Origin of the sequence: Mesorhizobium sp. WSM4313, from assembly GCF_002294725.1 — a bacterium.
GTDB lineage: Bacteria > Pseudomonadota > Alphaproteobacteria > Rhizobiales > Rhizobiaceae > Mesorhizobium.
Genome location: NZ_NSFT01000023.1, coordinates 28,064 through 49,941, shown reverse-complemented (window position 1 = coordinate 49,941; position 21,878 = coordinate 28,064). Strand labels below are relative to the sequence as shown.

Genomic DNA, 21,878 nt, shown 5'->3' with positions numbered 1-21,878 from the left:
TAATTTAAGGTTCGTACGCCGTCCGGTTTTGTCATGGCGCACGGATGCTGGCCGCGGACATCTCCCTCGCCCAAACACGAGGCGCTGAGATGCACAGCCAAGTCCTAGAATCCTCCCACCTCGACATGCTCACTCGCGTTCTGCACCACGCTGCAAGCAGGACGGGCATCAACTCGACTCGGACGATTCGCAGAACGTCGCCGTGAACTTTGGTCTATCTGTTCCAGAGAGCGATGGTGAACGAGTTTGACCTTATTGGTACCTTGGGGGGCCTAGTCGCGCAAGAACCTACGCCGCGTTGGCTGAATAAGCGGCTCGTCCGATAGCAAACTGGCCGACTGCATTGTGGCGGATCGCAAGCTGCTAGGTCAAGCAGGCGACCGCAATAGTCGCTTTCTATTGGACCTAATCTTCCCGCCATAGTAACTTACAAGCTTGTCTGCTGGTGCACCCGTAGCGAGCATCGTAATTGAGCGGCCGGCAGCCTCGATTTTTTCACTGACCATCAACTTAGCTTCGCGTTCAGCCGCTCTGCCGCCACTAGCAATTCGCATACCTCTAAGCCAGATCACTTGCTGCGCCTCCAGTATCGAAAGTGAGAGATCGACCCATAGATTGAACATTGAGCGCTCCTGATTGGGATGAGAGAACGGCAATCTCGTTCGTCGGTTCCCCGAATTGGCAGGTCGAAAAACTTCTCTCTGGGAGCGAGTTCAAGGAAGAAGCCGAACGTTCTCTTCGAGACTTGCGCGAGCGGTGACGACCCGATCCTGCCCGCGAAGAAAAAGCCCCGTGGAGAGTTCCACGGGGCCTCATCGATTACAGCGGTGTCGTTCGGCGAACGCGATCGCGTTCCGCTTGGATGTCATCAAAGGGCGCTGCGTTAGGGTCGAATCCTGTCCATCCGGCGGATTCGTAAGCGCTGCGCCGTTCGTCAAGATTGACGGAACGCTCTCCTCGCAGGATGCGCTCGGCCTCGCCGGTCAGCCGATCGTCCACTCTGGCAGTCACCAGACTGCCTCCGCGGCGCACGCCTTCGGCATAGACATGGGCATCACGTTCCGAAACACCGGATTCCGTCAGCGCCCCGACGATGCCGCCTGCGGCTCCACCAACCACAGCCCCGCCAACCGCGCCGACGGCCGTAGCAGCGAGCCAGCCTGCAGCCACGACCGGCCCGACACCGGGGATCGCCATGATCCCGAGCCCCGTGAGCAGGCCGCCCGCGCCGCCGACGAGCGCGCCCAGGCCGGCACCAGCGGCGGCATCTTCGCTGGTTTCTGAAGTCTCGTCCTGCCGATACCAATTGTCGGAATTGTTCGCCACGATGCTGATGTCGTCTCGCGGCACGCCGATCGCTTCTAATTCGCTTACGGCGTCGGATGCGTCTTGATAATCATCGAAAAGTCCGGTGACAGTCGTCATTGTTTCACTCCATTTCTGAGTTGGGTTACTGAGCGCCGGCAACCACGTTGCCTTGGAAATCGAGCGCTACGGTCACCTGCTTTCCGTCTTTCTGAGCGGTGCCGCGCCAGATGCCTTTGTCGTCCTTCGTCAGTGCGCTGACATTCGAAAATCCGGCATCCTGAATCCGTGATTTCGCCTGCGCTTCGGTGAAGCTGTTGGCGCCAGGCACGGGCGCGGCCGGATTATTGGTGTCGCTCGTGGACACCGCAGGCGTCGTCGAACTCGTTGTGGAAGTCTTGTCGTTTGTGCCTGATGCGATCTTTTCGATCATTTCCTGATGCATGTTGAGCGTCGGCAACGTCTCCTGCGCGAATGTCTTGAGCTGAGCGTTGTCGCCGTCCTTGGCGTAGCCTTCGAACAGCTTCACAGCGTCGGCATGTGCGTCGCGCTGCATCTGTACGTAGGACTTGTCGAAGGAGTCCTTACCCGTGTCCAGGGTGTCGAGTTCGCTCTTGTGCGCGGCGTCCGTCTGGGCAGGTACCTTCAGCTTCTGCTCGCCGGCGATTGTCTCGAGCTTGGCGTTGGCCGCGCCATGATCGTCGATCATCTTCTGCGCGAAGGCCTTGACTGCCTGATCCTGAGCCTTGCCTTGTGCAATCTTGCTCGACTCGACCTCGAACATGCCTCCGGCGGCGGCCTTGTCAACAAAGTCCTGAGCTTTGTCGGCGGCGTAGGAGGGCAGGGCAAATGTCAGGACCGCGCAGGTGGACAGCGCTGCCATCATAAGGCGGTGTTTCATCAATAGTTTCCTTGTTGAATGGATGTCACTCAACAAGGGCCAGACCCCTTTGTTCCGGTCCAACGACGATTTAGGCCACTGCAGGAATGCCTCTTGCTCAGGAGGCGGCGCTAGGTCGTCTTTAAGGGCGAGGTGCGTCGAGATTCGCGCCGCCCCAATCGCGACGAGCCAGGCGCGGGCCGGCTCTTCTGTCGCGTTCGACCCTAGCCGCGGTCAGCCGCCGTTTACAGGATGTAGAGCGCATCACCATCAGCAATGCAACGGCGGGTATGGCCTGCCATTTTCATTTGGTTAGTCCTTCTGCTCGCCACGCTTACGGCTCGCCGGTAGCGGGGCAGCGAGACGGATGTCCTTGCCGCCGGTGACCAGAACCAGCGCTCCCCGCTGCCAGTGGAGATCGCCGTCCGGTCGTGAAACTGAAAGATGTCCCGCCCGGCTGTGCTCGATGACATGAAAGAATGTCCCGAGCTACCGCGGTTCACGCGGCCTCAACAGGGACACACCGACGCTGGTTAGAAACCAAACAGGTCCAGAAATGCCACTCGGGCTCCATCAGATTGAAAAGCTTGCCGAGGTGCTGAGAAGCCAATTCTCGAACGAGGCGTTCCGGCGACATTTGCGTGGCATGCCAATCTTTCGCGTTGAAAGGTGGCTTCCTGGTCGAATCCAAAGACCGCTAGATCATCTAGCACGGAAAGACGACGGCGGGCCAAGGACGTAAGCTGAAGCGTGACGTGTCTCGGTCGAATATCGGCTCGGTCTTGACTGGAGGAGGCCTGAGAAGCCCTGTCGTCGCAGCGGAGCCCGAACACCCGGCCGCCGTGAGCGATCTGAGAGATGAAATGGTTTTGTTCTTCGAGCCCTTCCGTGAGATAATCTCATAGCCGCGTAAAGGGGCGACGGACATGTCGTTGTCGCGTTGCAGTGGCGTTTATTGGCCCGCTGATTTAGACAAGCTCCAGCGCGCTTGTGTGCTGAGCGCCGCCTAGCCAAAAAGGACCGGGAGCAGCGGGAACATCTGGCTGGAAATCTTCCAAGTTTTCGACGACGGCATTGATGAAGAAGAGGACCTATGGCCCGCGATCTCCAAGCGCAGCAAGAGCGTAGACTGTCATCGGACCTTCAACGTAATCGCCTTCCCCAAGAACACACTGAGACGTCCCGCCAAAAGGCCAAGGCTTAGGCAGGTATTGTTATTCAGCCATAATGGAGACGGGGCTTTGGCAAGGTGCCCGTGAATTGAAACCCACGCGGTCGTTGCGTCGCCTCCGCAGGATAGATTGATAGGCGACGCCGTCGGTGGGCACATACCCGGCACCTTGAGTTCAGCTCCGCCGCTATTCTGGTTTCGAATCGTGCAGCTGATTTCGGAGTTGTTGATGCGTTGATGATCGCCGCACCTTTCAGCACTCGCTGACGCCTTTCTCGGCGATTTTCGGCCTCTTCAACCATCGTGACCTCCATCCGGCCACCCCCAGCCATTTTACGCTCGGCGGGACGCAATTCCAATTCGTTTTCCACCCGAGCTTTTCCACGCGTACCGGCAGGAGGTGGTTACGATCTGCTACCGGCAGCTGAAATTCGATGGGAACGGCGCGTGTTGGTGGGACGAACGGCAACCCTCTACCGACCTCGCTTCTGTTGCCGCCAACTGCGACCAAAGCCGATCAGAACGACCCCGGTCGTGCCAAGAAGGCAAACGAGGATCCAATTAAACAGCTGCGACAGCATCCCCGCTGCAAGGATCGCGCCGGGCGCGAACGGGTTGATGTCCGGATAGTCAAACGTGGCCCATTGAAGGACGGCGGCGACTATGAGAACGCCGCCGACCAGTCGAAGGCCAGCAATGCAGAGAGCCTTCATTTGGTCCCACGCTTGGTCCGCACCTTCTCTGTCGGCTTTGATGGCTTCCGACCCAGCCCGGCTGACTTCGCCAGAGTGGACCGCTGAGCCGCGTATTTCGGCGCTACCATAGGATAGTCGCGCGCCAAACCCCACTTCTCACGATAGGCATCCGGCGTGAGACCATAGTGGACGCCAAGATGCCGCTTCAAGGACTTGAACTTCTTTCCGTCCTCAAGGCAGATGATGTAGTCGGGAAAAACTGACCGTTTCGGGTTCACTGCCGGGTTTTGGAGAGGTTTCTCGGGCTCGACAGCCTGCCCGATGTTCGACAGCGACGAATTCACGCTGTGAATCAAATCGGGCAGCGACGCGACGGGTACAGGGTTGTTGCCGACATAAGCCGATACGATATCGGCCGTCAGCGAGATCAATTCGGCCTGCGAATTCGATTCTGCTTCAGTCACTCAATAGCTCCTTCTTATTGACCACGCGTGTCTAGCGTGTTTTCGGATAAATTCCAGTGAGGCAAGGCTGTCAGGCTGCGGCCGCGTCCGCATTCAGGATTCGATATACCTGGATTCGTGAGCAGTTCATCACCTTCGCGATTTCCGTGGGGCTCCGGCCTTCGCGACGCAAAGCGAAGACCTTTTCTCTCTCGAGCCGCGGCGTCCCACCCTTGTAGACGTCGTCACGTTTGGCCTGCTCGATGCCATCTCGTTGTCGTTCTTTGATAAACCGACGCGCCATCTGAGCGACCGTGCCCAAGACGCTCAGCGCGATGTGACCCCTTTCGCGCCGGAGCAGCGCAAGGCCTGGACGCCTTCCCGATCGAGCGACCCGACAGTTCCCGCGTTGGAGTTTGCGTTGGGTTGAACCGCCGAGCCTAGCCGACTCGGCAGGGTGGGTACAGTCGGCTAAAGCCGGCTAAATTAGCATCTCTGCATTGATATAGATTTCTATGCCTTTCCACTGGTTTTCGGTAAAACCCGCCGGGCGAGGCCCCCAACTACAGCCTCAAGCCCGACGAGCTGCCGGCCCCAGGAGAGTACCGGCAACGTCTTCCGTGCAAGCTGGATGCCAGCATTGCCGGTCCGAAATGGGACACAGGCTGGCGCGGGGCTTAAGCGCGCATAAGCGCGGACGTATGCAACATCGGCGCGTTCTCGCAAGTCGAGGCGCGCGATGCTGGCACGGACACCCGTCACCGAAGTCGAGATCGAGGACGTCGGCTTCTATCGGTTGCCGAACCAGTGGCAGCAGCAGCGCATCGGTCGCCTTCGTGGTGATGAACGGCACACCGCAGTCCTGGCGCTCGGCTGCGGGTGACGGTGAGGCAGTTCAACAAGCTGGCGGCCGATAGGCAGCGTGAGATCCACCGGGCCTACCTCGCCCTGATGTCGCCTTCCAACATGGCTTGCCTGGCCGACCCGCCGGAGCGCTCGTCGCCATCCAGCAGCTCGAGCTTGGGCCTCGCTGCAGAACCAGCGCTCACCTTTGAGCAGGTTTATCCGTCGATGGCAGCGAGCTCGTCGCGATCGAGCACTGGGGATTCCGCGGCGAGAAGTGGTGCATGAAGAACAAGCCAGCAGCTGGCAACCTTTGCCCGACGTTTACGGGCTTGAGCGGAGGCGTGAGGCCCAGGAATTCCTCGATCGGCGCCGTGTTTCCTCCCGGCAGCGGATGCTTGCCCAAATTCAGGCCACAGGGAGGCGCCAGAGAGTTCCAGAAGCATCGGCGGTGTAGGACGGCGGTGACGGCGGGAACGCGCGCCGGCGGGGCTGGCCGGAATCGATCAGCGCTTCTTCGGCTTCGGCGTGATCTCCTCGATCGGAATCTTGCCACCCTTTGGAGGCGGGGCGTTCGCGTCTGAACAAGCAGGGTTGGACGATTCACACGGAGGGGGTCTGTCGCCCACGCCGCCATAACGTTCCACAAGTTTCGCGAATCCGTAGGCGAAGGCGAAGAGAAGCGCCAGAACAACCACCATTCGGGCTGCCATACAGAATTATAGCAGGACCTCGCGCCGGATTTGACCAGCTACAGGTAGAATGGAGCACCTAGCCGCCACCATTCCTGCCCACCTTTCCGCAGCCTGACGCAAGCGCCGGCGCTATTCTAAATCTTGTCGCTTCCGTATTGACGAAATGAGATCATCGACGCGACCCGCTGAAGTGATCGGTGCGTATCGTCGAACTGATCGAGCGTCGAGTCGATTGCTGTAAATCCGCCTTAGCAAGTCGCGGGCAGTCTTGGCGCGCTCCCATGTGCGGCCGACGAGTTTGCATCCTCCCAAGGTCGCGGGCTCATCGGTAACGTCGTCCCAGACGGTCCATGTGCCAGACGGCTCGGGATGACAGCAAAATCTAGGTTGGCGATCTTCCATGGCCTCAAAACGGCCAGCAATCCTATTGAGTTCGATCGAATATGCGAAGGTGGTTAACCGCCGCGCCGCGTCTGCTTCAACCTCACCCCGGCGCCGCCGCCGTTCTCGGGGATGAACTCGACGCCGGCGATCTCCAGTGCCCGGCACACCGCTCCGACATTGTTTGTCAGGCCGGCGGCAGGTTCCATTTGGCTCGCTTCCATCCTGCGTAGGGTGGCCACCGAAATTGAGGCCGCCGCCGCAAGGTCGCTTTGAGCCAAGCCGAGTAGCGCTCGCCCCGCCGATATCATGACGGTCGCAAACCAGTCGAGGCCGCACACAAGGCTTTTGTGACTTGGGCCCGCAAGATTGGCGTGGTCGAGGACGTGCCCACAGCACCGGCGTGGATGACTGGGCCAAAGATCAGCAACGCAGACCTCTTGTGAGGGGTGCACAAGCCCAAAATCGTATCGAGCGGTTCGGAATCGACTGGAAATCGCTGCTCCGCGAATTTCACCGCCGGTTTAAGCGCGACCATAAGGCAATATGGTGATCGCCGGCCGCGCATCCGGCGCACCGTCGCCTGCATGCAGCCGATGGAGCTGGTGGTCGGCGATGTTCACCCTGTCGACATTCACCTCACTCGTCCTGATGGCACCGTCGCCACTGCAAGGCTGATCGGCTTCTTTCGGTATCCTTCTCAGAAAGATATCGCCGATCCGCCTCACATCCGTGATCTGCCGCTCGGTCTGCTCCCTGGCCTAGCTCGATGCCGAGGCCCGTGATGAAAGGATCGACCTGGCAATCTCTTTCGGCCACTGAGATACCGCGGTATCGCGACAAGCCCGCCGGGCGAGCCCTTGCGGGGGGGAGCCCGCATAGGCCCCAGACACAATTCAGAAACACGCCAGAAAAACCCCAGAAATCATTCGGGAGTAGAGTGCCTTTGAGAGGGTCAGTCATCGGCTGCAGCACTGCAGCACTTGTTCGGATTGGCGACAAGCGATGCTTAGGTTCTCGATCAGTTTGATGGGCGCGTTGCTCGGGATTTCGCTCGTCACTGAGGCCGTTGAAGGCGGCAATGCAAAAAAAGAGACAACCCGAACCGAGCGCTGCGCCGCTCTCAGCCGCCAAGTTGACGAAGCCCTCGAAACCCATGCCGCGGCAACACAGGTCACTGCGGCAAAAGCGCTTCAGAGAAAGGGAACACGGTTCTGTGCCAGTAAGAAGGAGGCACAGGGAGTCCGGATGCTCGCAAATGCTTTGAAGCTGCTTGGCGTGACACCGATCGATCCCGATACGGTGCCTAAAACCGACCTGCATAGCAAGGAGAAAAAGCCATGAAAAAATCCCTCCTCTCCGCCCTTGGCCTTGCAGTTGCTCTTGCCTTTTCCATGCCAGTCCTGGGCAACGCAGCCGCCACCAAGACGACCGCTCCGGCTGCCTCGACCGCCACGACACCGGACCCGGCGGCAACTACGATGGAGAAGCCGCACCAGAAAGACGTGATGGCTTGCAAGCCGACCAAGCATCATAAGTGCCCCGTCAAGCACAGGAAGCACAGGAAGCACAGCAAGCGTACTGCGAAGGCTACCGGCCCCAAGAGCGCCTACTAAGCCCGCTCTGCTTTAAAAAGACCGTCCCATCGCCTTCGCTGGGACGGTCATCTGTGGATTGCCGTGGGCCGCCGCCCATGACCCCACAAGCGCCGCTCTCGACGTCGCGAGTTGGTGAAGCGACTCGGCCCGGGATCACTGAGGGCTGACCTAGGTCATCTATTGCCACGAGGGCCGGGGCGCCGATTGCTGCTCGGCCGGCCCAGGGACAGGCCGGAGGTCGCCGTCCTCGTTCCTGCCAAATGCGGTGGTGATGACTATGAGCTGTTCTCCTCCACGGGAGAATCGTTTTGTCCGTAGGTGGCCTCACGTGTCAATTGTTCGCCGCCCGGTTGCCTGTAAGGCAGCTCACGCAACGGCGTTCTCATCGCCGCAAGAGATTCCATGCCAAATTCCCTGTCAGTAGGAACATACCATTGCGGAAGCCGTTGAACGGAAAGCAAGGAACCACTGCCATGAACAGTGTCATCTATCTCATAGGTCTCATGGTCGTCGTGCTTGCGGTGCTCTCCTTCCTCGGCTTTCATTAGGAGGACGTCATGCAGGATCAGGGTCGCAAGCCGACCGACTTCGCTAAGGCGAAGAACGAAGTATCCGATCGAATGAAGAAAGAGACGCAAAGCGCGGGCGAGGCGCTCAACGATGCCCGCGAAGAGGTCGCTCGCAGGGCAGCCGACTATACGTCGGAAGTAAAGGAGGCTCTGTCCGAAAGGGCCCAGGAAACGCAGCGGGACTTAGGCTCCAGCTTGGTGGCATTGGGCGGTGCTCTGCGTGCGGCAAGCGACCATCTGGCCAACGGCGACCAGAAGTCCGCTTCGAATTTTATGCGGGATGCGGCAGACGGACTGGAAAGGCTGTCCTCCTCCTTGAAGGAGAAGCCCTTTGGCGAGGTGCTTGAGGACGTCCAGAACTTCGGCCGCCAAAATCCCGGCATTCTGATCGCAGGTTCGGTGCTGGCGGGATTGGCGCTCGGAAGGTTCATGAAGGCTTCGCCGCCTCAAACGCAAGCTGGGGCAGCGCGCGCGGGAAGCCGGGGAGCCAGATGAGCGGGACGACTGGTACGAAGTGAGCGAGCCAGGGAAACGCGATGTCGGAGTAGGCGTTGACGCTCCGGGACGGCAGCGGAGTTAAAGAAATGAGCACTCAAGACAACCAAAGCCTCGGCACTCTGGTAGCTGATCTTGCGCAGCAGGTTACCACGCTGGTGCAGACGGAGGCGCGACTATTGCGCGCAGAGTTATCAGAGAATGCGGCAAAAGCCGGAGCTGGTGCCCTTGAGGTTTTGGGCGGCGCGATTTGTCTGCTCGCTGCATTAATAGTGCTTCTGCAGGCCCTCGTCATCGCCCTGACCCGGTTCGGGCTGGGGGCAGGTTGGTCGGCCTTGCTCGTGGGCATGGTCGTTGCCGTCTTGGGTGTCATTCTGTTGCGCACCGGCATGGTAAGCATGTCGCCCTCCGCACTGGCGCCCGACCGTACGCAGGAGCAATTGAAGCGCGACGCCAACCTGATCAAGGATCAAGCGAGATGACCGAGAAATCCGCAGCCGAGCTCGAACGGGAGGCCGAGGCCACGCGCGCACGGGTGGCGGCGACCGCAGACTCTATTCGCGACAGGATGACGCCTGGCCAGCTCTTCGATGAGATCACGGGGATTTTCAGGGCTGGTGTTGGCTCCGACATGCTCCAGAACCTGAAGGCCCAGGTGCGGGACAATCCTCTGCCACTGACGGTGATAGGCGCCGGTTTAGCCTGGCTGATGCTCGGCAGCGGCGCTTCCCAAACAACTCCCAGCTACTCTCGCCGGGGAACTGGCCAACATCTCGGCACGTCCGGGTTGGAGGCTATGGCTTCCGGTGGCGCCAGCTATGCAGACGATACTGCCGGCGATGCAATTGGAACTGTGTCAGGAATGGTAAGCGGGGCAAGGGATAGTTTATCCGAGATGGCCAGCGGGGCAGCCGAAACTGTCTCGGGACTGGCAAACAGCGCGTCGGAGACCATCACCAACGCGACAGGAGCCACAGCCGATATGGCTACGAGGGCCAGTCGCTCTGCGCAGGAGCTTTTGCAGGATCAGCCGTTGGCCGTTGCGGCCGTTGGTCTCGCCCTCGGGGCTGCAATTGGCGCCATGCTGCCTCACACACAAGTCGAGGACGACCAACTGGGCGAATATCGAGAGAAGCTTCGGAGGGAAGCCAAAACCACGCTCGACAAGGGTGTTGATGCCGCGACCCAAGTCGCAGCCGAAGCTTACCAGGCAGCCACCGGGGAGGCCGGGAGACAGGCCTCGAAGGAAGGCACGTTGGCAGACAGAGTAGGCGAAGTCGTCAAGTCCGCCGCCGAAAGGACGGAGGATGCAGTGCGCGAACAACTGGCGAACTCTACGCAGTCTGAAGAAGCAAACTCTGACTCTCCACAGAAGCCCGGCGGTGGGGGCGAGCCAAAGCCCAAGCGGTCCTGATTCTGGAGGAGCAAGCATGACCTTTGTCTTGTGGAAGGTTGACTTGCTCCGGGAACTGGGGGCCGATCGCGAGGAAGCCCGTGCCTGAGCTGTGGCGGATTGCGAAGGCGAGTGTGGCAGGGTTTATCGCTGACAGCGCTCTCAGTCACGGCGCGGCCATGGCTTTTTTTGCGGTCACGTCGCTTGGACCCGTATTGCTGCTAGTTGTCGCCGTGGCGGGCCTGGTGTTCGGACATGATGCGGCACGCGATGCAATAGCCGGCCAGCTTTCCGGCCTCATGGGTTCCCAAAGTGCGGAGGTGTTACAAAGCGCGCTGAAAAGCGCCTCAAATCAGAAGTCGGGAATAATAGCGACTGTGGTCGGCCTGTTGGCGTTGCTTCTTACGGCGTCCGGGGTTTTTGGCGAAATGCAATCGGCATTGAATGTGATTTGGAAGGCGAAACCCGAAGGAAGCTCGATCACCCGCCTGATCCGGGCAAGGACGGCCAGCTTGGGACTGGTCGTGGCACTCGGTTTCTTGCTGGTTGTCTCGCTCGCCGCGAGCGCGGCTATTAGCGCTCTCAGTGCCACAATCAACCAAGTGCTCCCGTTCGGATCAGCGATCGTTGAAGGGTTGAATATTCTGATATCCTTCCTCCTGATCGCGCTGCTATTCGCGGCGATTTACAAGGTACTGCCAGACAGAGATTTGCAATGGCGCGACGTCTGGTTTGGGGCATTTGTTACCTCTGCCCTGTTCACGATCGGCAAGAGCCTGATCGGCCTTTACATCGGCAGCAGCGCCGTGGCGTCTTCCTTCGGTGCGGCGAGTGCCGTGATCGTTGTGCTGCTTTGGATCTACTACTCGTCATTGATATTTCTTCTCGGGGCCGAGTTCACTCGCGCATATTCCCTGGAACGGGGCAGCCAGCGGCGAGGCGACCTGTCTTAGGGGTAGAGGCGCGAGCGTTGTTGTCCAATCAGGTTACCTAAGGGAACGACCGACAAGAGCCGCGCGCTTCCGCTTTTTGTAAGTTCGCGCAGCTTCTGCTTGCGCCGTTCGTGGACTAACTACCTACACGATTGGTTGGTGCGCGCATGAGAAGATCGACACTCTCGGCGAGGCGACGCCGCACAACCTGCTTTTGAAGACACTCTCGGCAAGGAGCTGGTATCCGGCACCGGCCTGTCAGTCTACTGCCTCACCTGCAAGCGAACCGCGGTCCTGAACATTGCCGAGTTGGTGGAGCGGCTCGGCCCGGATCGCTCCTGCATGCACTGCGGCTTCATCAAGGTGATCTACTGCCCGAATGCCGAACCGCCGGCCGCGATGATGAGAACCTCCAGTGCACCAATCACGCTCTAACGCCGGGGCAGCGAAAGGGTGGGACGCCTTCCCCGTATAGCGGGGGTTGCGTTGGGTTGAACCGCCTATCCGGCTCTTGCTACCGACGGCGCAAAACGCCTAGTTGCGGGGCACGTGAAGCGCCACACGATCTCGTCCTTCCGACTTAGAGCGGAAGAGGGCCAAATCGGCGGCATTGACGAAATCGCTTGGCGTCTCGTTCTCGTTGGGCACTGTTGACGCTACGCCAACGCTGATGGTCACGCGACCCGCGCCGTGCGGTATGTTCAAGTCCCGCACGCTCTGGACGAGCCGCTCGGCGATGCTGCTCGATTGCTCCAGCGGAGTGTCGACGAGTACGATGACGAACTCTTCGCCTCCGTAGCGTGCAGCGAGATCGGTGGAGCGGCCGGAACTGCTCTCGATCACCCTGGCGATTTTCTTGAGCACTTCATCGCCGGCCATATGGCCGTAGGAATCGTTATATCGCTTGAAGTTGTCGGCATCGATCATCAATAGCGACAATGGGGACTGCACGCGAAAAGCGCGTTTCCACTCAGCCGCCAGATATTCATCGAAATAACGCCTGTTGCCGAGACCAGTCAGGCCATCGATCCGTGTCAGGCGCTCAAGCTCGAGGTTTGCGCTGATCAGTTGTCGCTGGCTTTCTCTCAGTGCGCGGTAGGCTGCGTCTCTCTGCACGTGATCCAGATAGGCGCGCGTGTGATACCGAATTCGCGCAATCAGCTCAATGCGATCCGGCAGCTTGACGAGATAGTCGTTGGCTCCAGCAGCGAAGGCTTCGCCCTTGGTGGCGGGATCTTCCTTGCTCGACAACACAATGACTGGAACCGCGTGTGTCGAGGAATGCTTTCTATATTCTTTCACCAGATGCAGCCCATCGACGCCGGGCATGACCAGGTCCTGCAAGATGACGGTTGGCTTAACCTCATCTGCGACGGCCATCGCTTTCAGCGGGTCGGTGCAGAAGTGCAGGGCGATATCGGGCTCGTTGGCCAAGGCGCGCCTGACCGCCTCGCAAACCATGACCTGATCATCGATAAGCAGAACCATCGATGAATAATTATCTGCCAGCGGCGCCACCAGCTCTGGTTCTTGCGTCATAAGACGAGCCCTTTCACGTTGAGCGCTCGCACGCTTTGACTATGCGTGGGCCGATCGCACTCAAGGGAAGAATATCGACGGCCGCACCGATCGCAGCGGCAGCCTTCGGCATGCCATAGACGGCACTCGTCGCTTCATCCTGCGCGATTGTCAGATGCCCCTTGAGGCGGAGCTGTCTCAGCCCGCGCGCACCATCTCGACCCATGCCGGTAAGCAGGACGCCAATCGCCGAGCCCGGCCACCATTGCGCCGCGCTTTCGAAAAATACATCCACAGACGGCCGATAGACGTTGTCCTTGGGGCTGGTCGTGTAGCCAAGTTGCTTCGCTGACTTGAACACCAGATGATCCTCCGAACTGGCGACGAGAACGGTTCCCGCCTGAGGCCTGTCCTTTTCCTGCGCTGCACGGATCGGAAGCGGGGTATGTTGCCCCAGCCAATCCGCAAGGCCTGGAATGAACTGAGCATCCAGATGCTGGACCAGTACGATTGCGCCGCCGAAATCAACGGGAAATGAGCTGAGCACCGCGGCAACGGCAGCCGGCCCGCCCGCGGAGGCACCGATCGCAACCAAGCGTCTGGGAGAAGGGTCGCCCGCAACCGACATCCGCCCGTTTGCTTTGGACGGCGCGTCACGGACCAGCCTGCCGATCGTTGCTATCTTGTTGGTCAGAAGCCGCGCCGATTGCGACGACGCGTTACCTTCGATGCCCACTGACGGAATATCGACTGCGTCGAGCGCGCCATGACCCATTGCTTCGTAGACCCCGGCGACGTTGGCTTCGATACTGGCGGTCACCAGCAGGATCGAGCACGGGGTTTCTGCCATGATTCTGCGGGTCGCTTCGACGCCATCCATCTCTGGCATTGCTAAGTCCATGAGTATCAGATCCGGCAGGTCACGTCTGCAAGCCTCGACGGCCTCACGCCCATTGGTCGCCGTCCACGCGACCTGATGTTCGCGGGAAGACCCAACCAGCCGACGCAGCAGCTCGATCGCCATCGGCATATCGTTGACGATGCCGATTCTCATCGGTTGGTTTCCGGTTTCGATCTCATCGCGTCGCTTCGCCAATCATATCGACGACGGCATGGATCAGCGCCTCGTCCTGAAAGCTGCCCTTGGTCAGATAATAGTCCGCACCGGCGTCAAGGCCGCGGGACCGATCTTCCTCCCGATCCTTGTACGAAACGATCATGATCGGCGTGTTCTGGAGATGAGCATCCTTTCGGATCAACCTCACCAGCTCGATGCCGTCCATGCGAGGCATGTCGATGTCGGTGACGACAAGATCGAAAGGGCCGGAGCGAACCGCATTCCACCCGTCCATGCCGTCGACCGCCACTTCGACCTCATAGCCGTGATTGCCTAACATCTTGCGCTGGAGCTCGCGCACGGTAAGTGAATCGTCAATCACCAGCACGCGCTTGCGCCTGCCGGTTTCGGGACCGCCTGCGGCGCGGTAAATGGTTCGCAACCCGGATGAGGCCAGCTTCACGACCGAACGGATCAGATCGTCGACGTCGAAGATCAGGACAGGCGATCCGTCCTCCATGAGGGCCGCCGCGCTGATGTCCTTGATCTTGGCAAAACGTGGGTCGAGAGGCCGGATCACCAACTCGCGTTCACCTAGGAAACGATCGACAATCAGTCCATATGCTTCGCCCTGACCGGCATCAATGACGACGACCGACAGATCGTCCGGCTCCGATGCGGGCTCGTCACGGTTCAGCACCTCGCGAGCCGTGACTAACCCGATCTGTCGGTTGTTCAAATTAAAATGGGGTCGACCCTGCAGAAGGTTTATCTGCGTTCGCTGCAATTTCAGCGTTTTGGAAATGCCAGCCAGCGGAAACGCATACGGCTCTCCATCGACGTCGACGAGTAGCGTGCGCAGGACCGACAACGTCAGGGGCAATTGCAGTTGAAATCGGGTTCCGTGCCCAAATTCGGAGGAGACGCTGATGATACCGCGAACCTCCTTGGTCATTGCCTGCACTGCGTCGAGCCCCACACCCCGGCCGGAGACGTCGGTAAGGTTCGCTTTCATTGAAAAACCTGGCAGAAACAAGAAGGCGAGCAATTCCGCTTCGCTGAGTGTTTCTGCGCTTTCCTTGGTTGCAAGCTGCCGTGCGACGATCGTGTTGCGCAGCTCTGCCAAGTCGATCCCCTTGCCATCGTCCACCACGGCTATCTGCAGCAGGCCGGCATTGTGCCTCGCTTCGAGCCTGATGAGACCCTCTTCCGATTTCCCTGCCGCGAGGCGGTCCTCGGGCGGTTCAAGCCCATGGTCGACGGCGTTGCGCAGGAGGTGCCCCAAAGGCGCATCGAGTTGCTCCAGGATGTCGCGGTCTATGCCGGTTGAACCGCCTACGATCTCCAGCCGCACCCGCTTGCCGAGGGTGCGACCGAGGTCCCGGACCATTCTCGCATAGTGCCGCACGCCATCCTCGAACGGCCGCATTCGACTCGCCAACGTCTCGTCGTACAATCTGTTGGCAAGATCGGTGGCTTTTCGGTCGACTGAATCCAGCTCATCGAGACGTTCCGTCAGGAACGCCTGGCTCAGCCGAAGTTTTCGCTGCGCTTCAGCCAGCGCCTCCACTACTACGTCGTCCTTCGAGCCGGGCGGCAGCACGGCACGAAGGTCGTCGAACGAACCTGCGAGGTCCGATTGAAGCCGCTTCAGCCGCAGCAGCCCATCGGCGAATGGCCTAAGCCGTCGCGCTTCCATCAACGACTCGCCGGCCAGTCCGAGCAATCGGTTCAGACTGGTTGCCGTCACCCGAACCATTCTGTCGGAGCCGTTGCTTCCTTGGGTTTGCGAGTCCACACCTGTAAGCAGGTTCGCCGAGCTCGTCACCCGATCCGCTAGGGCGGGATCTTCGAAATCAGCTTCTGAACCGTGGGGCAAGTGGGCGGCGAGTGGGACGGATAGTTTCTCGAACGTCGCGAGCAAGGCTTCAACTTGATGGATGGCGCTTTCGCTCGATGGCTCCGATGCGATCAATTTCAGAAGGTCGGTGCCTTGCAAGAGCGCATCGATATGCTCTCGGCGCACCCTGAGTTGACCACGTTGCGCGGCGACCAGGCAATCTTCCATCGCATTTGCAACTTTGACGCCGGGCATCAGGTCGATGATGCGGGCAGCTCCTTTCAGAGAATGCGCTGCCCGCATGCATGCTTCCAGTGCGTCGGCGGCGACAGGATCGCGTTCCAACGCCAGAAGGCCGGAGGTCAGAGCCTGCGACTGCGTCGACAGCTCGGCCTGGAAGAGGCTCAGCATCGAAACCTGGCTGAAGTCCTCGTCTGTCATGCGATGCTCCGATCCAGCATCGTCAGCAATTGTCCCGGGTCGAGGCAGCCGACGGCTCGTCCCCGCCAAGGCAGCACGGCGACCGTGGCGGCTGACAGCGCCTTGCCGATCGTGGCCGGCACCGCCAGCGTGTCGTGTTCCCGGTAGCGATGCAGGCCGTGGATTTCGTCTACCGTGAAAGCAACCCGCTTGTCTAACTCACCTACCACGACCAGGCGGCGAAAAGCCTTGGCTCGTTTGCCTTGTTCTGCCTCCTTGCGCTCGTCAATGCCGAGCAATTCAGAGAGCGACACGCAGATCAGCAATTCACCGCGTACATTGGCAATGCCGAGCACCGCGCCGTTCCTGCGGTGTGGAAGCGAATGAACGCGGCGTGATTCAGCCACCTCATGAAAAATGGCAACCGGCAGCGCCAGCCATTCCTCCCCAAGGCGGAAAAGGACGGCCGTCTGAAGCGCCTCCTCGTCAGCGGAATCGAGCTCGGCGCGACTAGGTTTGTCAGGCCATCCGGTAGGATAGGCTGAGGGCGTCGCACGGTCGAGGAGGCTCCGTGCGATCTTCTTATAGGCCGGGCAATTGCGGCAGTGGAGATGCTGATCCAGTAGCGCGCATGACCGGTCACCCCGCACCCCGATCTGCCGCCAGCAGTCGTCGATTTCGATTTCCGCCACGGGCTGGGCGATCCCCGTCGAAGTCGACATCAGGTGCCGCTCCTTTTCTGAGCCCGATCCAGTCGGCCGACCAATGCCTCGGCGCCGCTACGGTCGCCTTGTTTGCGAAGCAGCAAAGCCAGATGAACGAGAGCTTCCCTATGATTTGGCGCGAGATAGAGCGCTCTGCGATAGCTTCGCGCTGCTTCTGATGCAGCACCGTCGGCATCCTGAACCAGGCCCAGCAAGTAGAAAATATCCGCCGAAGGACCGAACGCCTTGAGATGTGCCAGGGCAACTTCCTGCGCCTCCTTTACCCGTCCTGCATTGGCGATCCGTTCGACCTCGATGAGGCTTTCCGAGATCCGATCCACCGGCTTGGCCGGAGGCTGCGGGCGGCCTTCCTTGCCGATCTTCGGTCGGGTCAGGGCTGAGCTGCTCCTGTTGACCTTCGGGACCGGTGTCCGCAGCGGAATGGCGGCCGGTTTCGGCGCCATGGTGTTCACGTGCTCCGACCTTAGGAAGGCGAAGGCCAATGGCCATTCAGCGGAAATGAAGCCATGCAGCCTCGGTAGAGCGCCCTCCGCCGGGCCGACCAGAAGAAGTCCGTCCTTGGCCAACAGGTCCTTCAGGCAGGTCAATGCGCGATCCTGCAGCGCGCGATTGAAATAGATCAGCAAATTGCGGCAAAGCAGGATGTCATAGGCCTCTTGCCCGAAAGACGCGCGAGAATCGAACAGGTTTCCGACCCTGAACCGAACCTGTTTCAGCACCGCAGCATTAGGCCGCAACCCGCCCTCGGTCGTTTCAAAATAGCGATCCTTGAATTCGAGATTGCTGCCGCGAAACGAATTGCGCCCATAGACGGCACGTTCAGCGATCGCGACATTGCGGGTGCTGACGTCCACAGCATCGATCTTGAACTCGTGCGCCGCAAAGCCGCCATCGAACATGGCCATGGCTACCGAATACGCCTCTTCGCCGGTTGAACATGGCAGGCTCAGGACCTTTATCGGCAGCGTACGCTTGTTCTCGCGCGCATGCCGCGCCAGCATCGTGAACGCTTCCCGGTCGCGGAAGAACCACGTCTCAGGGATCACCACCGCATTGACCAGCTCCTGCAGTTCCTGCGCGGAACCGGTCAGATGTTCCCAATAAGCCTGTGCGTCGATTATCCTACATGCTGCCATCCGGTCCTTGACCGCTTGGCGGATCACTGTCTGGCCAACGCTGGCAGCGTCTAGTCCGATGGTTTCGGTCAGGAGCTTTTCGACTGCGCCGATCATCAACCACCCATATGGGCCTGGCGGAGCAAAGCGCTACGAATCTCTTCTGAAAGCAGTGTTTCCACTTTGACCCACTGGATGATCTCCGGGCCATCCGAAGCCACCGGACCAAGATAGGGCGGCGATCCCGGCTCCAGTCCGAACGGCGTGAAATCGGCTGGGTCGCGCTCAAGCGTATCCGTCACCCGCTCCGCTATCAGCCCAAGCAAGCGTTGCTCACCATTTTCTGACGGATAGCGCGTTATCATGATGCGGGTACTCAACCGCGCCTCCGAGGGGCGGCCAAGTGCTAGAAGAGTAACATCGATCAACGGGACGGGTATTCCGTCATAGCTGACCAGTCCGACCACACCGGCTGGCGCACCCGGCAGCACCTTGACCCCGATACGGGGCAACACCTCCTCAATCTGATGGACATCGATCAAGTAGCGATCCGTACCCATGCTGAAGGAGAGGAATAGCATTGTCACCTCCGGCCGCCAGGTCGCTATGCCCGCAGCTTGAACCTTGCAATGCTGCTCCGCAGCCCGCTCGACACTTGATTGAGCTCGTCGATCGCGAGCGTTGACTGCTGGAGAGATTCGACAGTTTGCTGAGCTGCCTCGCTGAGCTGGGTCAGCGTGTCGCTGATTTGCCCCGCGCCGGTCGCCTGAGCCTGCATGCCTTCGTTGGCGACTTCGAATCGGGGCACCAGGCCTTGAACCTGCTGGATGATTTCGAAGAGCTGCCCGCCGACCTGCTGAATTTCCTGCATGCCCCGGCGGACCTGCTCGGAGAACTTGTCCATGCCCATCACCCCAGCCGCCACAGCCGACTGGATGTCCTTGACCATTTGCTCAATATCGTAGGTGGAGACGGCCGTCTGGTCGGCGAGCCTTCGGATTTCGGTTGCCACCACAGCAAAGCCCCGGCCATACTGACCTGCCTTCTCCGCCTCGATAGAAGCATTGAGCGACAATAGGTTCGTCTGATCGGCGACTTTGGTGATGGTCGTCACCACCTGGTTGATACTGCCGGCCTTCTCGCTCAGAATTGCGAGTTTGGAATTGATTGCGCCGGCCGCTTCCATGACCTGGTGCATGGTTTCTTCCATGCGCGTCAACCCAGCTTGCCCTCCGCCCGCGACGGCGGCCGTCTGATCGGCAACTGTCGAGACATCGTTCATTGTGCGCGCCAGCTCGTTCGACGTAGCGGAGATTTCCTTGGCAGTCGCGCGGATTTCTGTGGTGGTCGCTGCGATTTCAGTCGCGGTTGCCTGCTGTTGCTTGGAGGTGGCGGCGATCTCCGTGATCGACGTGCCGACTTGTATGCTGGACCTTTGGACCTGACCAATGAGGGTGGTGAGATCGTCCGCCATTGCGTTGAAGCCGTCGGCCAGCACGCTGAATTCGTCACGGCGCCTCAGTTCGAGGCGTTCGCTGAAGTCGCCTTGCCGCATCAACTGAACCGCGTCGACCAGCCGGGTGAGCGGACCTGTGATGGCGCGAAACAGCTGGTAACCCAAAAGAAGTGCTAGCCCGAGGGCAATCAACAGGCCAACGCTCAAACCGACTTCCGCCGTTTTAACGATCGAGCTGATCCGTTGCGTCGCGCTGGTTGCCTCGCCTCTGTGATCCTCGACCATGGCCTGCAGAGCAGACTGCAATTTCAGAAAGATGGGCTCTACGGTGTTCTTGATGGCCGGGCCTTCATTGGGAGTTTCGCCTTTCGACAAGGCAGTCCGGCTTGTGTCCAGCACAGCCGTTTCAGCCAGACGAAATTGGTTGGCGAGTTCCTTGACGACCGCATAATTCTGCTTGTCGATATCGGAGAAGATTGTTGCTTCATAGTCGTCCATCTGCCGCTGCACTCGGTCGCGATTGGTCGCGATCATGCTTTCAAGCGCGCGTCTATCCGACGGGCTGTCCTGAAGCGCATATTCCTGAAGCAGGCTATGGGCGGTCATTTGGCCCATCATGATTTCGGTGCTGTGATAGACATCTGGGAGGATGCCCTTCTCGACCTCAGTCGCCTCCTGCTGCGTCTGAAGAAACCAGGCGTACGCGATGACGGCTATCACCGACATGACCACAAGAACGACAGCGAAACTGACCAGGATGCGGTGGCGTATTGTCAGACTCTTCATGGAACCGGTTCACCAGTGGGACATCGTTGTCGGCGCGACAAACGCTCTTTCCGACGTCCCGAAAAAGTGCGTCGAAAAGCAGTAGTTTGATGCTGAAAGGTTTCTTTTCCGTTCAATCGCTGATGACGGCTAATCGAGGTGCGGCAGGCCCCTCGTGTAGAGTTCAACTGAACAGGTTGGTTCGCCCGGCCGGCTCCAACGCCATCTAAGGGGGTCGGATGGCAACCACTTCTAAGCCGCTCGCATAGCGTCCAGTTGATCGGCCCACCACTGCATCATTTGCACACTTTCTTCCCAGTGGTCCCCTCGGTGATATGCTCTGCGAACCGCGTCGGCGTCCTTATGCGCGAGTTGTCGCTCGATCGCGGAATTGACGATCAGCGACGGAGAGGCCTCCGCGAAAGCTCACCCAGTTCCGCCTCGTCGATGACTCCAGCCTTATCAAGCGGGCGGCATGGTGCTTGAGGGCCTGGACTTCGAGATGGCGGACGAACTGACATTGTTCTTGAATGACATGGACCGCCAGAGAAGACACCCGCACTAGGTAGCTTTGTCGACCAGCGGCGTCTTGCGCTTCGGCGACACATAAGCTGTCACGAGTGTGACCGTTCCGATGTCGACGGTGACGGGCACGCCAAGGTTGACCGTCACTTTGCCATCAGCGCTCGGGTCACGTCGCCAATAGCCCGATCGGCTGCCCGTGCCCTTCGATGCACGGTCAACGATGGAATGCGGTTGACTTAGGAGGGGAATCGACACGCTCACCCGATCTTCAGTGACCCGCCTGCGCACGGTTGCTGTGATGGCGACCTCATCGCCAATGTTGAAAGAGACCCTCGCCATAGGAGGAGTCTGGCGCGGCAAGTGGCTTCGTCAAGCAACCGCTAATGGAACGTTCGGTCTGCCACCAAGTTGGGTGAATGCGAGGCTGGCGTGGATTCGCCTGCGCTTCGGAGGGGTTCTCGCCATCTCCGGCCAGGGCCTCGCCTGCCGAGAGAGGGCTTGGAGAAGCAACGCTATGCGCCGTATAGTTTTGGCTTTCGCTTGCATTCTGTGCTCCACCGCGTTGGTTCAGCCGAAGCCGTGGCAGCATTTCGGGGTCAAGGAATTCGGCTTCATATTCGATGTTCCACCCGGGTTTGCACTGTCGCAGCGTTCCGATCAGGGCGCGGCTTTCGAAGGCGAAAGACGGGCGTTCTTAGCCGTATGGGGCGCTCGGCTGGGCAAGGCCAGTTTTGAAGCCGAGATCGAGCATCGCATGATGCAGGACGAAAAAGACGGTTGGAGATTGACGTATAGGCGCCTTACGCCGAAGTGGGCCAGCTATTCGGGTATTAAAGAGGGCCAGATCAGGTATGTCCGGGCCATCAAAGTATGCGCCGACCGTGCCGCGCTGTTTACGATCAACTACAGCCGTGATGAAAAGGTGCCCTACGATCCGATTGTAGTTGGCATGGTGCGCTCGTTAAGGGCGGAAGGGTGCTAGCGCAAGCCGCAGCGAAGCATTCAAGCGCTGTGTTGACCCGGATCTATGCCGAAAAGTTTGAGCGATAGCGAGCTT

Annotated in this window: 22 protein-coding genes; 8 read left to right on the top strand and 14 right to left on the bottom strand. The window is 59.6% G+C overall.

Annotation, left to right across the window (positions count from 1 at the left end; translation table 11 throughout):
- Positions 1-819: 819 nt before the first annotated feature.
- From CK219_RS28710 to CK219_RS28695, 4 genes are all read right to left on the bottom strand, one after another.
- Positions 820-1,425, bottom strand: coding sequence for a general stress protein (locus CK219_RS28710; protein WP_095769921.1), 606 nt, complete (start codon positions 1,423-1,425; stop codon positions 820-822).
- Positions 1,426-1,450: 25 nt separating this feature from the next.
- Positions 1,451-2,206: a DUF4142 domain-containing protein gene (locus tag CK219_RS28705; protein WP_095769920.1), complete on the bottom strand. Its 756-nt coding sequence runs from the start codon at positions 2,204-2,206 to the stop codon at positions 1,451-1,453.
- Between the two features lie 1,623 nt (positions 2,207-3,829).
- Positions 3,830-4,069 carry a hypothetical protein gene (locus tag CK219_RS28700; protein WP_095769919.1) on the bottom strand — a complete coding sequence of 80 codons (240 nt, stop codon included), beginning with the start codon at positions 4,067-4,069 and terminating at the stop codon, positions 3,830-3,832.
- Entirely contained in the window at positions 4,066-4,515 is a 450-nt protein-coding gene (locus CK219_RS28695; protein ID WP_095769918.1) for a MucR family transcriptional regulator, read from the bottom strand. The genes CK219_RS28700 and CK219_RS28695 overlap by 4 nt, the downstream gene beginning before the upstream one ends.
- A gap of 718 nt (positions 4,516-5,233) precedes the next feature.
- Between CK219_RS28695 and CK219_RS31885 the strand changes: the two genes are divergently transcribed.
- A complete protein-coding gene (locus CK219_RS31885; RefSeq protein WP_176477183.1) occupies positions 5,234-5,377 on the top strand; it encodes a hypothetical protein in 144 nt (47 codons plus the stop codon).
- A 1,110-nt stretch (positions 5,378-6,487) separates the two neighbouring features.
- On the opposite strand, the gene CK219_RS28685 is transcribed toward CK219_RS31885, so the two are convergent.
- Positions 6,488-6,724: a transcriptional regulator gene (locus CK219_RS28685; RefSeq protein ID WP_095769938.1), complete on the bottom strand. Its 237-nt coding sequence runs from the start codon at positions 6,722-6,724 to the stop codon at positions 6,488-6,490.
- Positions 6,725-7,418: 694 nt separating this feature from the next.
- On the opposite strand from CK219_RS28685, the gene CK219_RS28675 reads away from it, so the two are divergent.
- Both CK219_RS28675 and CK219_RS28670 read left to right on the top strand, forming a co-directional pair.
- On the top strand, positions 7,419-7,757 hold the full coding sequence (locus CK219_RS28675) for a hypothetical protein (RefSeq protein ID WP_095769916.1): 339 nt from the start codon (positions 7,419-7,421) through the stop codon (positions 7,755-7,757).
- Positions 7,754-8,029, top strand: a complete 276-nt coding sequence (locus CK219_RS28670) for a hypothetical protein (RefSeq protein WP_095769915.1) — start codon at positions 7,754-7,756, stop codon at positions 8,027-8,029. The genes CK219_RS28675 and CK219_RS28670 overlap by 4 nt, the downstream gene beginning before the upstream one ends.
- A 257-nt stretch (positions 8,030-8,286) precedes the next feature.
- Here the strand turns inward: CK219_RS28670 and CK219_RS31880 are convergent, their stop codons facing one another.
- Entirely contained in the window at positions 8,287-8,556 is a 270-nt protein-coding gene (locus CK219_RS31880; protein WP_095769914.1) for a hypothetical protein, read from the bottom strand.
- Positions 8,557-8,568: 12 nt separating this feature from the next.
- On the opposite strand from CK219_RS31880, the gene CK219_RS28660 reads away from it, so the two are divergent.
- The 4 genes from CK219_RS28660 (at position 8,569) to CK219_RS28645 (ending at position 11,421) form a co-directional block, all read left to right on the top strand.
- Positions 8,569-9,075 carry a hypothetical protein gene (locus CK219_RS28660; protein ID WP_176477182.1) on the top strand — a complete coding sequence of 169 codons (507 nt, stop codon included), beginning with the start codon at positions 8,569-8,571 and terminating at the stop codon, positions 9,073-9,075.
- An 89-nt stretch (positions 9,076-9,164) separates the two neighbouring features.
- Positions 9,165-9,557 carry a phage holin family protein gene (locus tag CK219_RS28655; protein WP_095769937.1) on the top strand — a complete coding sequence of 131 codons (393 nt, stop codon included), beginning with the start codon at positions 9,165-9,167 and terminating at the stop codon, positions 9,555-9,557.
- Positions 9,554-10,489, top strand: a complete 936-nt coding sequence (locus CK219_RS28650; RefSeq protein ID WP_095769913.1) for a DUF3618 domain-containing protein — start codon at positions 9,554-9,556, stop codon at positions 10,487-10,489. The genes CK219_RS28655 and CK219_RS28650 overlap by 4 nt, the downstream gene beginning before the upstream one ends.
- An 80-nt stretch (positions 10,490-10,569) precedes the next feature.
- The gene (locus tag CK219_RS28645; RefSeq protein WP_095769912.1) at positions 10,570-11,421 is read left to right on the top strand and encodes a YihY/virulence factor BrkB family protein; all 852 of its coding nucleotides are present in this window, start codon (positions 10,570-10,572) and stop codon (positions 11,419-11,421) included.
- Between the two features lie 513 nt (positions 11,422-11,934).
- On the opposite strand, the gene CK219_RS28640 is transcribed toward CK219_RS28645, so the two are convergent.
- The 8 genes from CK219_RS28640 to CK219_RS28600 all read right to left on the bottom strand — a co-directional run bounded on the left by CK219_RS28640 (position 11,935) and on the right by CK219_RS28600 (position 21,160).
- Positions 11,935-12,939, bottom strand: a complete 1,005-nt coding sequence (locus tag CK219_RS28640) for a PleD family two-component system response regulator (RefSeq protein WP_095769911.1) — start codon at positions 12,937-12,939, stop codon at positions 11,935-11,937.
- Positions 12,940-12,952: 13 nt separating this feature from the next.
- A complete protein-coding gene (locus CK219_RS28635; RefSeq protein WP_095769910.1) occupies positions 12,953-13,972 on the bottom strand; it encodes a chemotaxis response regulator protein-glutamate methylesterase in 1,020 nt (339 codons plus the stop codon).
- 22 nt (positions 13,973-13,994) lie between these two features.
- Complete coding sequence (locus CK219_RS28630) at positions 13,995-16,256, bottom strand: hybrid sensor histidine kinase/response regulator (RefSeq protein ID WP_095769909.1); 2,262 nt, start codon at positions 16,254-16,256, stop codon at positions 13,995-13,997.
- Positions 16,253-16,957: a chemotaxis protein CheW gene (locus tag CK219_RS28625; protein ID WP_095769908.1), complete on the bottom strand. Its 705-nt coding sequence runs from the start codon at positions 16,955-16,957 to the stop codon at positions 16,253-16,255. The genes CK219_RS28630 and CK219_RS28625 overlap by 4 nt, the downstream gene beginning before the upstream one ends.
- The gene (locus tag CK219_RS28620; RefSeq protein ID WP_095769907.1) at positions 16,957-18,192 is read right to left on the bottom strand and encodes a protein-glutamate O-methyltransferase CheR; all 1,236 of its coding nucleotides are present in this window, start codon (positions 18,190-18,192) and stop codon (positions 16,957-16,959) included. Before CK219_RS28620 ends, CK219_RS28625 begins: the two co-directional genes overlap by 1 nt.
- Positions 18,192-18,656: a chemotaxis protein CheW gene (locus CK219_RS28615; RefSeq protein WP_095769906.1), complete on the bottom strand. Its 465-nt coding sequence runs from the start codon at positions 18,654-18,656 to the stop codon at positions 18,192-18,194. Before CK219_RS28615 ends, CK219_RS28620 begins: the two co-directional genes overlap by 1 nt.
- 23 nt (positions 18,657-18,679) lie before the next feature.
- Entirely contained in the window at positions 18,680-20,317 is a 1,638-nt protein-coding gene (locus tag CK219_RS28610; protein WP_095769905.1) for a methyl-accepting chemotaxis protein, read from the bottom strand.
- A 540-nt stretch (positions 20,318-20,857) separates the two neighbouring features.
- Positions 20,858-21,160: a hypothetical protein gene (locus CK219_RS28600; protein ID WP_095769904.1), complete on the bottom strand. Its 303-nt coding sequence runs from the start codon at positions 21,158-21,160 to the stop codon at positions 20,858-20,860.
- 175 nt (positions 21,161-21,335) lie between these two features.
- Here CK219_RS28600 and CK219_RS28595 point away from each other — a divergent pair, with 175 nt between their 5' ends.
- Positions 21,336-21,803, top strand: a complete 468-nt coding sequence (locus CK219_RS28595) for a hypothetical protein (RefSeq protein WP_095769936.1) — start codon at positions 21,336-21,338, stop codon at positions 21,801-21,803.
- The last annotated feature ends 75 nt before the right edge of the window (positions 21,804-21,878 follow it).

Coding starts and splice junctions, on each gene's coding strand:
- CK219_RS28670 (WP_095769915.1), top strand. CDS start 7,754: ATGAAAAAATCCCTCCTCTCCGCCCTTGGCCTTGCAGTTGCTCTTGCC.
- CK219_RS28640 (WP_095769911.1), bottom strand. CDS start 12,939: ATGACGCAAGAACCAGAGCTGGTGGCGCCGCTGGCAGATAATTATTCA.
- CK219_RS28625 (WP_095769908.1), bottom strand. CDS start 16,957: ATGTCGACTTCGACGGGGATCGCCCAGCCCGTGGCGGAAATCGAAATC.
- CK219_RS28705 (WP_095769920.1), bottom strand. CDS start 2,206: ATGAAACACCGCCTTATGATGGCAGCGCTGTCCACCTGCGCGGTCCTG.
- CK219_RS28650 (WP_095769913.1), top strand. CDS start 9,554: ATGACCGAGAAATCCGCAGCCGAGCTCGAACGGGAGGCCGAGGCCACG.
- CK219_RS31885 (WP_176477183.1), top strand. CDS start 5,234: ATGCTGGCACGGACACCCGTCACCGAAGTCGAGATCGAGGACGTCGGC.
- CK219_RS28615 (WP_095769906.1), bottom strand. CDS start 18,656: ATGCTATTCCTCTCCTTCAGCATGGGTACGGATCGCTACTTGATCGAT.
- CK219_RS28635 (WP_095769910.1), bottom strand. CDS start 13,972: ATGAGAATCGGCATCGTCAACGATATGCCGATGGCGATCGAGCTGCTG.
- CK219_RS31880 (WP_095769914.1), bottom strand. CDS start 8,556: ATGAAAGCCGAGGAAGGAGAGCACCGCAAGCACGACGACCATGAGACC.
- CK219_RS28710 (WP_095769921.1), bottom strand. CDS start 1,425: ATGACGACTGTCACCGGACTTTTCGATGATTATCAAGACGCATCCGAC.
- CK219_RS28675 (WP_095769916.1), top strand. CDS start 7,419: ATGCTTAGGTTCTCGATCAGTTTGATGGGCGCGTTGCTCGGGATTTCG.
- CK219_RS28700 (WP_095769919.1), bottom strand. CDS start 4,069: ATGAAGGCTCTCTGCATTGCTGGCCTTCGACTGGTCGGCGGCGTTCTC.
- CK219_RS28610 (WP_095769905.1), bottom strand. CDS start 20,317: ATGAAGAGTCTGACAATACGCCACCGCATCCTGGTCAGTTTCGCTGTC.
- CK219_RS28685 (WP_095769938.1), bottom strand. CDS start 6,724: ATGATATCGGCGGGGCGAGCGCTACTCGGCTTGGCTCAAAGCGACCTT.
- CK219_RS28660 (WP_176477182.1), top strand. CDS start 8,569: ATGCAGGATCAGGGTCGCAAGCCGACCGACTTCGCTAAGGCGAAGAAC.
- CK219_RS28630 (WP_095769909.1), bottom strand. CDS start 16,256: ATGACAGACGAGGACTTCAGCCAGGTTTCGATGCTGAGCCTCTTCCAG.
- CK219_RS28595 (WP_095769936.1), top strand. CDS start 21,336: ATGCGCCGTATAGTTTTGGCTTTCGCTTGCATTCTGTGCTCCACCGCG.
- CK219_RS28600 (WP_095769904.1), bottom strand. CDS start 21,160: ATGGCGAGGGTCTCTTTCAACATTGGCGATGAGGTCGCCATCACAGCA.
- CK219_RS28655 (WP_095769937.1), top strand. CDS start 9,165: ATGAGCACTCAAGACAACCAAAGCCTCGGCACTCTGGTAGCTGATCTT.
- CK219_RS28620 (WP_095769907.1), bottom strand. CDS start 18,192: ATGATCGGCGCAGTCGAAAAGCTCCTGACCGAAACCATCGGACTAGAC.